This is a genomic window from Marivivens donghaensis (assembly GCF_011806565.1).
GTDB lineage: Bacteria > Pseudomonadota > Alphaproteobacteria > Rhodobacterales > Rhodobacteraceae > Marivivens > Marivivens donghaensis_A.
In genome coordinates, this window is sequence record NZ_JAATOP010000007.1 from 33,411 (window position 1) to 46,301 (window position 12,891).

General features: G+C 61.6%; 12 protein-coding genes. 6 read left to right on the top strand and 6 right to left on the bottom strand.

Translation table 11 applies throughout. The features are described 5' to 3' along the window. Positions 1 to 49 precede the first annotated feature (49 nt). From HCZ30_RS11230 to xylA, 4 genes are read left to right on the top strand one after another with little or no spacing between them, the layout of a single operon-like run. Positions 50 to 1,387 (top strand): sugar ABC transporter permease, encoded by a 1,338-nt coding sequence (locus HCZ30_RS11230; protein ID WP_167638392.1) that lies wholly within the window; start codon positions 50 to 52, stop codon positions 1,385 to 1,387. Between the two features lie 12 nt (positions 1,388 to 1,399). After that, complete coding sequence (locus HCZ30_RS11235; protein ID WP_167638393.1) at positions 1,400 to 2,167, top strand: ATP-binding cassette domain-containing protein; 768 nt, start codon at positions 1,400 to 1,402, stop codon at positions 2,165 to 2,167. Between the two features lie 2 nt (positions 2,168 to 2,169). After that, on the top strand, positions 2,170 to 3,609 hold the full coding sequence (xylB, locus tag HCZ30_RS11240; RefSeq protein WP_167638394.1) for a xylulokinase: 1,440 nt from the start codon (positions 2,170 to 2,172) through the stop codon (positions 3,607 to 3,609). A gap of 10 nt (positions 3,610 to 3,619) precedes the next feature. Further along, positions 3,620 to 4,921, top strand: coding sequence for a xylose isomerase (gene xylA / locus HCZ30_RS11245; RefSeq protein WP_167638395.1), 1,302 nt, complete (start codon positions 3,620 to 3,622; stop codon positions 4,919 to 4,921). A gap of 33 nt (positions 4,922 to 4,954) precedes the next feature. On the opposite strand, the gene HCZ30_RS11250 is transcribed toward xylA, so the two are convergent. Beyond that, entirely contained in the window at positions 4,955 to 5,716 is a 762-nt protein-coding gene (locus HCZ30_RS11250; protein WP_167638396.1) for an endonuclease/exonuclease/phosphatase family protein, read from the bottom strand. A gap of 39 nt (positions 5,717 to 5,755) precedes the next feature. Between HCZ30_RS11250 and HCZ30_RS11255 the strand changes: the two genes are divergently transcribed. Then, entirely contained in the window at positions 5,756 to 6,403 is a 648-nt protein-coding gene (locus HCZ30_RS11255) for a hypothetical protein (RefSeq protein ID WP_167638397.1), read from the top strand. 34 nt (positions 6,404 to 6,437) lie between these two features. Here the strand turns inward: HCZ30_RS11255 and pcaF are convergent, their stop codons facing one another. The 3 genes from pcaF to HCZ30_RS11270 are packed head-to-tail and all read right to left on the bottom strand — an operon-like array spanning position 6,438 to position 9,038. After that, on the bottom strand, positions 6,438 to 7,640 hold the full coding sequence (gene pcaF, locus HCZ30_RS11260; RefSeq protein WP_167638398.1) for a 3-oxoadipyl-CoA thiolase: 1,203 nt from the start codon (positions 7,638 to 7,640) through the stop codon (positions 6,438 to 6,440). A gap of 1 nt (position 7,641) precedes the next feature. After that, entirely contained in the window at positions 7,642 to 8,319 is a 678-nt protein-coding gene (locus HCZ30_RS11265) for a 3-oxoacid CoA-transferase subunit B (protein ID WP_167638399.1), read from the bottom strand. Beyond that, positions 8,316 to 9,038 (bottom strand): 3-oxoacid CoA-transferase subunit A, encoded by a 723-nt coding sequence (locus tag HCZ30_RS11270; RefSeq protein WP_167638400.1) that lies wholly within the window; start codon positions 9,036 to 9,038, stop codon positions 8,316 to 8,318. The genes HCZ30_RS11265 and HCZ30_RS11270 overlap by 4 nt, the downstream gene beginning before the upstream one ends. 107 nt (positions 9,039 to 9,145) lie before the next feature. Here HCZ30_RS11270 and HCZ30_RS11275 point away from each other — a divergent pair, with 107 nt between their 5' ends. Beyond that, positions 9,146 to 9,904, top strand: a complete 759-nt coding sequence (locus tag HCZ30_RS11275; protein WP_167638401.1) for an IclR family transcriptional regulator domain-containing protein — start codon at positions 9,146 to 9,148, stop codon at positions 9,902 to 9,904. Here the strand turns inward: HCZ30_RS11275 and HCZ30_RS11280 are convergent, their stop codons facing one another. Beyond that, positions 9,905 to 11,938: a glycosyltransferase family 2 protein gene (locus HCZ30_RS11280; RefSeq protein WP_167638402.1), complete on the bottom strand. Its 2,034-nt coding sequence runs from the start codon at positions 11,936 to 11,938 to the stop codon at positions 9,905 to 9,907. It abuts the gene before it with no gap. Then, positions 11,935 to 12,885 carry a hypothetical protein gene (locus HCZ30_RS11285; RefSeq protein WP_167638403.1) on the bottom strand — a complete coding sequence of 317 codons (951 nt, stop codon included), beginning with the start codon at positions 12,883 to 12,885 and terminating at the stop codon, positions 11,935 to 11,937. The genes HCZ30_RS11280 and HCZ30_RS11285 overlap by 4 nt, the downstream gene beginning before the upstream one ends. Between the last annotated feature and the right edge of the window lie 6 nt (positions 12,886 to 12,891).

The window sequence follows — 12,891 nt, forward strand, 5'->3', positions numbered from 1 at the left end:
TCGCCGAACGCCCCTCTGCACACCAGAGCGACCAGCACGGACCGAGGACATGACCACCGAAAACTCATCTGCATCCGGGGCAAATGCCTCGACCTCCGGCACATCCAACGAAGGTGCCTTCAACCGCTTCTTGCGCGTCACCGAAATCGATCCCCGTCTTCTGGGCATGGTCGGCGCGCTGCTGCTGATCTGGCTGGGCTTCCACCTCTACGGTGCGATCGTCAACGGCTTCGGCGCGTTCCTCACGCCGCGCAACCTCTGGAACCTTTCGGTGCAAACGGCGTCGATCGGCATCATGGCAACGGGCATGGTGCTCGTGATCGTGACGCGTAACATCGACCTCTCGGTCGGTTCGATCCTCGGCTTTTGCGCGATCGTCATGGGCGTCATTCAGGTCGATATCCTACCGCAGTACCTTGGCCTCGGCCATCCTGCGATCTGGATCATCACCGTCATCTGCGGCCTGATCCTTGGCGCGATGATCGGCGCCTTCCACGGTTTCCTGATCGCTTACCTCGAAATTCCGTCCTTTATCGTGACGCTTGCCGGCCTGATGGTCTGGCGCGGTGCGGCGTTCCTTGTTGCCCGCGGCGAGACGATCTCTCCGGTCGATAGCACCTTTGCGCTGCTCGGCGGTGGACCTTACGGCGCTATCGGTAGCACCGGCAGCTGGGCCGTCGGTCTGGTCGCTTGTGCTGTGATCCTGTGGATGCTCGTCAAAGGCCGCAAGCGCCGCGAGACCTACGGTTTCCACGTCCGTCCCGTCTGGGCCGAAGTCGTTGTGGCCGCGCTGACCTGCGGCGCGGTCATCGGTGCAGTTCTTCTGGTCAATGCCTACGGCTGGCCGCGCGGTATCGTCCGTCGCTACGCCGAAGCGAACAACATCACGATCCCCGAAGAGGGCCTGTTCATCAGCCACGGCTTTGCCATTCCGGTTCTGATCCTTGTGGTCGTTGCCATCGGCATGACGATCCTCGCACGTCGCACCCGTTTCGGTCGCTATGTCTTCGCCATCGGCGGCAACCCCGAAGCGGCAAAGCTCGCCGGTATCAACGTCAACATGATGACCGTGAAAATCTACGCACTGATGGGCACGCTCGCCGCGCTGGCCGGTGTGGTTTCCTCGGCCCGTCTGACCTCAGCGACCAACGCGCTGGGCCAGTTCGACGAACTCTACGTCATCGCGGCAGCCGTTATCGGCGGCACCAGCCTCGCTGGCGGTGTGGGCACAATCTACGGCGCGATCCTTGGTGCGCTGGTGATGCAGTCGCTCCAGACCGGCATGATCCTCATCGGTTTCGACAGTGCGATCCAGCAGGTCGTCGTCGGTGTGGTCCTCGCCTTCGCCGTCTTCCTCGACAACCGCTATCGCAGTGCGCGCAAGTAAGGAGCCAAGACCATGACTGTTGATTACAATGGCACCCCGCTTGTCGAAATGCGTGACATCTCCATCGCTTTTGGTGGTATCAAAGCGGTCGATCACGTTTCCCTCTCGCTCTATCCGGGCGAAGTCGTGGGCCTTCTGGGTCACAACGGAGCGGGTAAATCGACGCTGATCAAGATCCTGTCGGGCGCCTACAAGGCCGACTCCGGCGAGATCTATGTCGACGGCAAGAAGGCCGACATCGCGTCGCCCCGCGATGCCCGCGACTTCAACATCGAGACGATCTACCAGACGCTCGCGCTGGCCGATAACCTCGACGCGGCATCCAACCTGTTCCTTGGCCGCGAGAAGGTCGATGCGATGGGCTTTGTCGACGACAGCTTTCAAGAAGCCGAGACGCGCAAGATCATGGCGCGCCTCAACCCCAACTTCCGCAAACTGAAAGAGCCGGTTTCGGCCCTTTCGGGCGGTCAGCGCCAGTCGGTCGCGATTGCGCGTGCGGTCTACTTCAATGCCCGAATTCTCATCATGGACGAGCCTACCGCCGCCCTTGGTGTGCATGAAACGGCAATGGTTGCTGACCTTATTAAAGAACTGAAAGCTCAGGGTCTTGGCATTTTCCTCATCAGCCACGATACGCGGGAGATGATGGATCTGTGTGACCGTGTGTCCGTGATGAAGAACGGGCAGATGGTCGGCACGGAACGTGTGGAAGATGTGACCGAGGACGACATCCTTTCGATGATCATTCTCGGCAAGAACCCTAAGCGAGAGGTAGCATAGCAATGTACATCGGATTGGATCTGGGAACGTCTGGTCTCAAGGGTATCGTCATTGACGATAACCAGACCATTCTGGCCGAAGCCAATGCAGCTCTGACCGTCAGCCGTCCGCACGACGGCTGGTCGGAGCAGGCTCCGGCAGATTGGATCGCCGCTGTCGAGGACGTCATGGGCGCCCTCGCTTCCAAGGTAGACATGTCGGGCGTCCGCGCTATCGGCCTTTCGGGCCAGATGCACGGTGCGACCCTTCTGGATGCCGCTGGCGAAGTCCTGCGTCCCTGCATCCTGTGGAATGACACCCGTTCGGCTGTCGAAGCCGCAGCGATGGATGCCAATCCGTTGTTCCGCGACCTGACCGGCAATATCGTGTTTCCGGGCTTCACCGCTCCCAAGCTGGAATGGGTGAAGAACAACGAACCCGACACCTTCATGAAGGTCGCGAAGGTTCTGCTGCCCAAAGACTACCTGCGCTACTTCCTGACCGGCGAATACGTGGCTGAAATGTCCGATGCCGCCGGTACGTCGTGGCTCGATACCGGTGCGCGCGACTGGTCGGACACGCTGCTTGCTGCGACCGATCTGGGCCGCGAGCACATGCCGCGCCTCGTCGAAGGCTCCGAAGCATCGGGCAACGTCCGTGCGGAACTCGCGTCGAAGTGGGGCCTGCCCGCAAACGTCGTCGTCGCCGGTGGCGGCGGTGACAACGCGGCCAGCGCCGTGGGCGTAGGCGTGGTGAAATCGGGCGATGCGTTTGTGTCGCTCGGCACGTCGGGCGTGCTTTTCGCAGCATCCGACAGCTACCAGCCTGACGCTGCTTCGGCGGTTCACACCTTCTGCCACGCGCTGCCTGATACGTGGCACCAGATGGGTGTGATCCTTGCGGCCGCCGATGCGATGAACTGGTTCGCCAAGGTGCTGGGCCAGAAGCCTGCCGCGCTGACCGGCGCGCTGGGCGACCTTCAGGCGCCGAGCCGTGCGCTGTTCCTGCCGTACCTCGGCGGTGAACGGACCCCGCACAACGACGCGAAAATCCGCGCGAGCTTCCTGCATCTAGACCACAACGCCGACCAGCACACGATGGTCCGCGCGGTGCTCGAAGGCGTGACCCATGCGGTCAAGGACAGCTTTGACGCGCTCACCTCGACCGGCACCAAGATCGAGCGTCTGCTCGCTGTCGGTGGCGGTTCGAAATCGGATTACTGGGTGCAGGCTATTGCGACCTCGCTCGGTATGCCCGTCCATCTGCCTGTCGCAGGCGACTTCGGCGGTGCTTTCGGCGCTGCTCGTCTGGGCATGATGGCCGCAACGGGTGCGGGCGCCGAAATCGCCACGCTGCCCACCATTGAACGTACGATCGACCCCGTTCCGGAACTCAAGGGCGACTTTGACGCCGCCCATCAGCGTTACCAGAACGCTTACAAAGCTCTTAAGGGGCTTAACTAGGACATGAGAGATGACTGACTTTTTCAAAGGTATTCCGCAGATCACCTACGAGGGACCCCAGACGGATAACGAGTTCGCTTTCCGTCACTACAATCCCGATGAAGTAGTGATGGGCAAGACGCTCAAAGACCACCTGCGCTTCGCAGTTGCCTACTGGCACTCGTTCGCGTGGGAAGGCGGCGACCCGTTCGGTGGCCGCACCTTCGAGCGTCCGTGGTTCGGCTCCGAAATGGATCTGGCCAAGCTGAAGGCCGATGTTGCGTTCGAGATGTTCTCGATCCTGCAGGCACCGTACTTCTGCTTCCACGATGCGGATGTGCGTCCCGAGGGCGCGACCTTTGCAGAAAGCAGTTCCAACCTGTCCGAGATCGTCGATTACTTCGGCGAAAAGATGGAGCAGACCGGCACGAAGCTGCTGTGGGGAACGGCGAATCTGTTCACCAACAGCCGCTTCATGTCCGGTGCGGCGACCAACCCCGATCCGGAAGTGTTCGCCTATTCGGCAGCGACCATCAAAACCTGCATGGACGCGACCCACAAACTGGGCGGTGAGAACTATGTCCTCTGGGGCGGCCGTGAAGGCTACGAGACCCTGCTGAACACCGACCTCAAGCGCGAGCGCGAGAACATGGCGCGGATGCTGCGCATGGTCGTCGACTACAAACACAAGGTCGGTTTCAAAGGCGCGATCCTCGTCGAGCCCAAGCCGCAGGAGCCGTCGAAGCACCAGTATGACTACGACGTGAACACCGTCTTCGCGTTCCTCAAGGAATACGGCCTCGAGAACGAAGTGAAGATGAACATCGAACAGGGCCACGCCATTCTGGCCGGTCATTCGTTCGAGCACGAACTGGCGATGGCCCGCGAATTCGGCATCCTCGGTTCGATCGACATGAACCGCAACGACTACCAGTCGGGCTGGGATACCGACCAGTTCCCGAACAACGTTCCGGAAGTCGCGCTGGCCTACTACGAAGTGCTCAAGGCTGGCGGTTTCACCACCGGCGGCACCAACTTCGACGCCAAGGTCCGTCGCCAGTCGATCGACCCCGAAGATCTGATCCTCGGTCACGCTGGCGCAATGGATGTCTGCGCGCGCGGTCTGAAAGCCGCTGCCAAGATGCTCGAAGACGGCAAGCTCGAAGAGCTGCGCAACGAGCGCTATGCCGGTTGGGACACCGACTTCGGCAAGGACATGCAGTCCTCCGATCTGGACGCCATCCACGACAAGGTGCTGGCGGACAACATCAATCCGAAGGCCAAGTCGGGCCGTCAGGAACGGCTCGAAAATCTGGTCAACCAGTACTGCTAACAGACAAAAGCCCCGCTCATGCGGGGCTTTTTCTTAGGCGAGGTGGCTTTGCGTGACGCGCTCTTCGGGCGGCATCTGCGCGTGGCCTGCCTTTTTATGAATTTCGACCTCCACGAGGATCGGCAGGTGGTCCGATGCCTTCGGCCCGCTGGGAGACCGCGGAACGGGCAGGGGATGGACGGTGCAGCAATCGTTATGCGCAAACCGGTCCAGCGGCGCCACGGGCATACGCGATGGATAGGTCCGGCCTCCCGGCGCAAGGACGGTGAACCCGTCGAGGCGTTCGAACCCCTTCGACTGATGCCATTCGTTGAAGTCACCCATCATCACCGTAGGCATCCACTCCAGATCATCCAGATATTCGCGAATATGCCCCAGCTGCGCACGGCGGTCGCGGCGCAAAAGGCCGAGGTGCACTGCCACAACACGTAGGCCGATGTCGAAATCGACGACCGATGCACCGCGCGGCTCTAGCCCCGGCAGAGGCAAGCGGTGGATATCGACCGCCTTGATATGCGGCTTTGCCAGCACCGCCACACCGTGCCAACCCAGCGAGACATCGTTCTCTGCCAGCTCGACAGGGCAAAGCCCCGTATGATCGATCAATGAATCCTTGGGCAGGGCCGTCGGACGGCGGCCCATCCGAAAGTCGGCCTCTTGCAGCGCGACAATATCCGCTTTCAGCGCAGAAATTCCGCTGATTGCACGTAAAGCGTCCCGCCGCAGGTCGGTTCCCAGACCCGCACGGATATTCCAGCTCGCAAGACGCAGACGGTGTGATGACGTATCAGACATACGCTCTATGTAGGTCATTAAATTGATTTGTGAGGTATTATGCGCCGCCCGCCCATTATTGTGATGATCCTACAGGCCATTCTCCTGTTCGAGTGCGTCACTGCCGTTCTGTCCGGTCGCCCGTTACAGGTCTTCATTCCGGGTCTGACGCTTGCGATCAGCTTTGCGCCCTACCTGTTCGAAAAAGCCGTGGGCATCCGCCTTCCCAGCAGCTTTATCGTCGCCATCGTTGTCTTCGTTTTTGCCACGCTGTTTTTGGGCGAAGTCGAAGATTTCTATAACAAATACTGGTGGTGGGACACGCTACTGCACTTCAGCTCCGCGCTATCGTTCGGCGTAATCGCGTTCCTGTTCATCTTCATGCTGTTCGAAGGCGACCGCTATGCCGCGCCGCCGTGGGCCATCGGCCTGCTGTCCGCTTGCGTGGCGCTGTCCATCGGCGCGATCTGGGAGATTTTCGAATACGCGATGGACCAGTTTTTCGGCACAAACATGCAGAAGTCCGGTCTGCCCGACACGATGAAAGACATCATCGTGGATACTTTGGGCGCGATTATTTCGGGGACGGCGGGGGCCGTTTACCTGAAAGGCCGCCACGCCGGAGGGATCTGGTTGGTCTACGACAGCTTCCTGAGAAAGAACCGCAAGCTCTACCGGAAATTCCGTCGCCGTCCGATCGACGAATAAGAAAAAGGCCGCGCTCTATGCGCGGCCTTTTTTATCATACGCGCTCGAGCGCGATGGCGATACCTTGTCCGACGCCGATGCACATGGTGGACAGCGACCGCTTGCCGCCGTTTTCCAGCATTTCCAGCGCAGCGGTGCCGGTGATGCGCGCACCGGACATACCCAGCGGGTGTCCGAGCGCAATCGCGCCGCCGTTCGGATTCACACGCGGATCGTCGTCCGCAATGCCGAGATCACGCAGCGTGGCGAGGCCCTGAGATGCGAAAGCCTCGTTCAGCTCGATGACGTCGAAGTCGGACTGCGGCAGGCCAAGGCGTGCCATCAGTTTCTTCGACGCAGGCGCAGGGCCGAAGCCCATGATGCGCGGCGCAACGCCAGCGGTGGCCCCGCCAAGCACGCGGGCAATCGGGGTCAGACCATGCTTTTTCGCCGCTTCCGCCGAGGCAATGATCAGCGCAGCCGCACCATCGTTCACGCCCGAAGCGTTGCCTGCGGTGACGGTGCCGTCCGCTTTGACGAAGGTTTTGAGTTTCCCCAGCACATCCAGCGTGGTCGCACGCGGATGCTCGTCAGTATCGATGACCTTCGGATCGCCTTTGCGCTGCGGGATCACGACCGGAACGATCTCTTTCGCCAGACGGCCGTTCGCCTGCGCGGTGGCGGCTTTGTCCTGCGACCGCAGAGCGAAGGCGTCCTGATCGGCGCGGTTCACGTTGAAATCTTCGGCCACGTTTTCAGCCGTTTCGGGCATAGAATCCACACCGTACTGCTTTTCCATCAACTTGTTGACAAAACGCCAGCCGATGGTCGTGTCGTAGATCGCGTTCGAACGGCTGTAGGCACTCTCGGCCTTCGGCATGACAAAGGGCGCGCGGGACATGCTTTCGACGCCGCCAGCGATAATCAGATCGGCTTCGCCTGCCTTGATCGCGCGGGCAGCCGTGATCACCGCATCCATGCCAGAGCCGCAAAGACGGTTCATCGTGGTCCCCGGCACTTCGACGGGCAGACCGGCGAGCAGGGCGGACATGCGGGCGACGTTGCGGTTATCTTCGCCCGCTTGGTTGGCACAGCCGTAGATGACTTCGTCGACGGCAGCCCAATCGACACCGGCGTTGCGCTCCATCAGGGCCTTGATCGGGATCGCGCCGAGGTCATCGGCACGCACCGACGCCAGCGAGCCACCGAGACGGCCGATGGGGGTGCGGATGTAGTCGCAGATATAGACTTCGGTCATCTTACAGCTCCGGTACGATCAGTTCGGCAATATCGCCATCAATGTGCAGCTCCGCGTCCGTCACTGATTGGAGGTCATCCATCGACACGGTGGGCAGCTTTTCACGCAGAACGAATTGGCCGTCCTCGATGTCGACCACGGCGAGCGAGGTGTAGACGCGGGTCACGCAGCCGACGCCCGTCAGCGGCATGGTGCATTCCTTCAGCAGCTTCGGCTCGCCCTTTTTGGTGACGTGATCGGTGATGACCGCCACGCGCTTGGCTCCGTGGACAAGGTCCATCGCGCCGCCAACAGCCGGAACGCCGCCCTTGCCGGTCGACCAGTTCGCCAGATCGCCCGATTGCGCGACCTGATAGGCACCGAGGATCGCCACGTCGAGGTGACCGCCGCGCACCATCGCGAAGCTGTCCGCGTGGTGGAAGAACGCCGCACCGGGGCGGAGCGTGACAGCTTTCTTGCCCGCGTTGATCAGATCCCAGTCCTCGGTCCCCGCAGCAGGGGCCTCACCGAAGTTCAGCACACCGTTCTCAGTGTGGAAAATCGCCTGACGGCCTTCGGGCTGGAACTTCGCCACCATTTCGGGAAAGCCGATACCGAGGTTCACATAGGCGCCGTCCTGAATGTCCTGCGCTGCCCGCCATGCGATCTGGGCGTTCGTCAGTTTGGTCTCGATGCTCATACCCACGACTCCTCGGCACGGTTCAGCAGCTCTTCCTGAGCGGGGTTGACGACTTCGACCACCGTATTGACGAAGATACCGGGGGTCACGACGACCTCGGGGTCGATGGTGCCTGCGTCGACGAGGTGCGAAACCTGCACGATGGTCTGCGCGGCGGCAGTACACATCAGCGGGCCGAAGTTGCGGGCGGCCTTGCGGTAGGTGAGGTTGCCGTGCGGGTCGCCCAGCTCTGCCTTGACCAGCGCGTAGTCGGCCTTGAGCCAGCGTTCCTGCACGTACTTGCGGCCGTCGAATTCCGCGACCGGCTTGCCCTCGGCCAGATCGGTGCCGAAGCTGGTCGGCGTGTAGAACGCAGGGATGCCAGCGCCGCCGGCACGAATACGTTCGGCCAGTGTGCCTTGGGGCACCAGTTCCAGTTCGATCTCACCAGCCAGATAGGCTTCGGTGAACGCACGCGGATCGGCAGAGCGGGGGAAAGAGCAGATCATCTTGCTCACCATGCCCAGTTCGATCATCGCCGCGAGGCCGACTTTGCCGTTGCCGGTGTTGTTGTTGACGACGGTCAGGTTCTTGGGGCTGCCGGTTTCCTTGAAACGCTCGACGAGCGCCTTGATCAGTTCAAGCGGTGCGCCGGAACCACCGAAGCCGCCTATCATCACCGATGCGCCATCGGGGATCGCAGCCACGGCCTCTGCGGGCGTAGCGATAGTCTTGTCCATTCGGGATCTCCTCACGATTGGCGGCAAGCTACGCGCGCCTGATCGGGTTGAGAAGGCAATCTGTTCGCATATTGACTTTTGTTCGTATCGCGGATTTTTCTGTTCGCATGGCGAACAAATCCGACTTCATAGGCTCATTGGCCAAGGGGCTGAAGGTTATCGAGGCCTTCAATGCCGAACACGCGCGGCTGTCGATCGCCGACGTGGCAGAGGCGACGGGCTTTGACCGTGCCACCTCGCGGCGCTGTCTGCTGACTCTGCACGAGCTGGGGTATGCGGCCTATGACGGGAAGTTTTTCACCTTGACCCCGCGTGTTCTGCGGCTCGGGATGGGGGCGCTGGCGTCGCTGCCGTTGGCGCAGGTGGTCCAGCCTTGGCTCGACCAGTTGTCCGACCGGATCGGTCAGTCGACCTCGGTCTCGATCCTCGACGGGACGGAGATCGTCTACCTCGCCCGCGCAGCGCAGCGGCGTGTGATGTCCATCGGCTTGATGCCCGGATCGCGTCTGCCAGCGCACTGTACATCGATGGGGCGGGTGCTGCTCGCCGCGCTTCCCGAGGAAGAGGCGAGGGCGCTGATCGACACATCCGACCTGACGCCGCGCACGGTGCAAAGCGTCACGGAGCCTGAACGGATCATGGAGCGGCTTGCAGCCGCCCGCACCGATGGCTATGCGGTGATCGACCAAGAGGTCGAGGTCGGCCTGCGGTCCATTGCAGTGCCGCTGTACAACGCGCACGGTCATGTCGTGGCGGCGCTGAACACAGGTGTCGCGGCGGTTCAGTCCGAGGCGAGCGACCTAGCTGCGCTCTATCTGGAACCGCTCAAACGCGTGCAGGACGGCCTTCGCCGCGTCCTACGGTAATCACTTGCCCGACTTCGCTGAGTTCAAGCGCGCGTTGACCGACCGTGCCAGATGCACACGTCCCTGACGTTCCAGCGCATGCGCCATGTGTCCGACGAGGCCAAAGTGCTTTGCCTCCAGCGCCTTTTCGGTCAACCCGTTGACGTACCACGGCAAATTCCGGCGCTCGCGGTACATCTTATAGTACGACTGCGGCGTCAGCGTGCCGTCCATCGCCTCGCGCGTGATCGGCTTTAGCAGTTCGGCGCGGCGTAGGAAGAGCGCCGATTTGTGGTGCGAGAACCACGTCGCAAGCGGTACGATGTTCTTGCCCTGATAGCGCTCGGCGTGGAGGCGGTCTTGTTCGAAGTGCGGATCGTAGAGGATATAGACGTTGCCCGCTTGCTCCAGCGCCTGCGCACCATCGGCAAAGCGGCCCGACCAGTCCTGCTTGCGGCCCGATCCGAAGCGGGTCTCCCAAGGAACAAGGTTCGTATCCAGCGTCGACTGCGGCGAGAACGCGAGCACGGTGCAGCCGGGGATCAGGCGCGCAAACGCGGTCGAGGCATAGGCGCCCATCGACGTGCCCGTCAGCAGAACGCGCTTGAAGCGCTTGAAAAAGCCCTGACGTGCCATGCCTTCGATCCAGTTGAACAGGCTCGCATCGCGGTACCAGTTCGCCTCGAAGCTCATGACGCCGAGATGCGACCAGCCTTCGGCGCGGTAGAACGTATAGCCCCAGCTTTCGCGGGACAAAGCGGCCTCGTTCACGCTCGACAGGTTGTCGAAGGAGATGACCAGCTTTTCCTTGTCACGCAACACGAAGTTGGCGGCGAATTTTTCGTCCGAGTGATAGAAGCCGCGGCGGTGTTCCGAACGGCGCAGGTCGGCCAGCCACTGCGGCGCTGCGTCGGCCAGCGGGACGGTCGGCTCGTCATCTTCAACCGCGTCGTCGTCTTGCGCTACAGGCTTGGGCTTGGGTTGCGGCTTCGGGGCGGCAGCCTTCGCGCGGGCCTCGGCCACCCATTTTTCATCGGCGGCAATCTGAGCGGCGATGCTCTCGGGGTTCACCAGTTTGTCGAAGACTTCTTTGTCCGCCTTTTCGAGGTCGGAGGTCAGCGCGGCGATCTTCTGGCGGAAGAACGCAACGCACGCATCATGCGCTGCCGCGATTTCGGGGTGCATGTTGCGGATGGTCGCGATCTCGACGCGGATGCGATCGGACCAGCGGCGCATCGAGGCGTCTTCGGTGTGGTTCGAATTGAAATCGTCGTAGTAAGAGAAGTTGATCCGGTCCGCGTCGCCGCTGTTCGCCGTGCCGCGATAGCGCTTCATCAGGAAAAGCTCGTTCGACTTGATCATGTAGTGGTTGACCTGACAGAGGTCGTAGCCCTTGTTCGCGGGCGAGTTGGCCCAGCCTGCCTCGCGGAAGAACCGCGTCACGTCCTGACCCGAGCCGTTCAGCCAACGCAGCGGCTTTTCTGGGCGCTTGAACTCACCCTTCAGGAACGGGCGGTGAATGCCGAGGCGATGGACAGGGCCGGGGCGGAACATGGTCTTCATCCCGAAATGGCGGAAGGAGACCTGAACGTCTTTCGGTGCGCAGCGGATGAACTGGTCGGTAATCAGATCGTCGGCATAGGTCACGATGCCCGAGTTGCCGTAGACGCACCAAGTGCCCGAAATGACATCGGCCTCTCCGACGGTTTCGAACAGATCGTCCAGCGTGCCGTCGCCTGCGTGGATGTTGAAGAACTCGTCCGCATCAAGGACCATCGCCCACTCGGCTTCCTTGACGTGATCCATCGCGAAGGCGCGGCGGTAGGCGCGGTTCTGCGGATCAGCGGGCAGACCCTCGGGCGTTTCGGAGTTGTCGAAGTAGCGGATGATACCGGCTGCATCGAGCGCCTCCAGCATCTTGTCGCTGCCGTCCTCGCAGTCGTTGGCAAAGACCACGAGGTTATCGAAGCCGATCAGACGGTGGTACGCGATCCACTCGAGCAGGAACGGGCCTTCGTTCTTGGTGGTAACGATAATGGTCCGCGAGCCGCTCATGTCGGGCTTCCTTCCGAGGTGTTATTCAGTTTTTCGGCCAAGCGGGCCTGACGCTCCGCGCGCTGGGCCTCAACAGCGGCCATGCGTTCGGCTTGCAGGGCTTGGCTTTCCTGTGCACGCTGGATCGACGCAAGCGCGGTCTCCAGCTCTACGTCGCTCGCGCCCATGTCGGCAAAGCGTTCGATGCATTCAAAGGCGAAATCGGTGCGGCGCAGACGGACTGCGTGCATGGCGATGACGCGCCAGTAGGAACGCCCGTTGCGACGCGCGTCCAGCAGCGTGCGGTTCCATTCTGAGGTGTCGATCTCGCCGGCAATGGCGCTGGTGACGAAGCGCGACAGCGCGCCCGCCTGAAGCAGCAGCATGAGCGGCGTATGCCCCGAGTAGGGCAAGCGAAACTGGTGCCAGTTCGGGCGCTTGCGGTAGAGCGAGATTTGCGCTTCGTCCGTATTGCGCGGATCGTGCAGCGAATAGATCTGCGCGTTCTCGGCGATCTCTGCCTCCACATCGTAGCTGAAATCGCCAATGCGCTCGGCATGAGCCTTCCAGCGGCGCTCCCACGGGACGACTTTGCGGTCGATCGAGAACTGCGGAACGATGGAAAGCACGCGGGCGGCATTCAAACGGCCAGAGGCAAGCAGCGCGCCATAGCCGCCCATCGAAGAGCCGTAGGTGACGATTTCGCGGTCTTCAGGGATGTCGGCGCGGATGGCGTCGATCGCATCCCAGAACTGAGGATGTTGGAACCAGTCCACTTCAGCGTTCAGAACGTGGTAAGCGTCGATCCCCTTGGCGCGCAGGAAATTCTCGCCGAACGCGATACCGCGGCCCATGGTCGGACCGCCGGCATGGGGAAATGTCACGACGACCGGACCGCCTGAGTTCTCTTCGTTCCCGCTGCCCTGCGTTTTACGGACTGCGAACCTGTCACCTTCGAAAATGAGCACTACCCG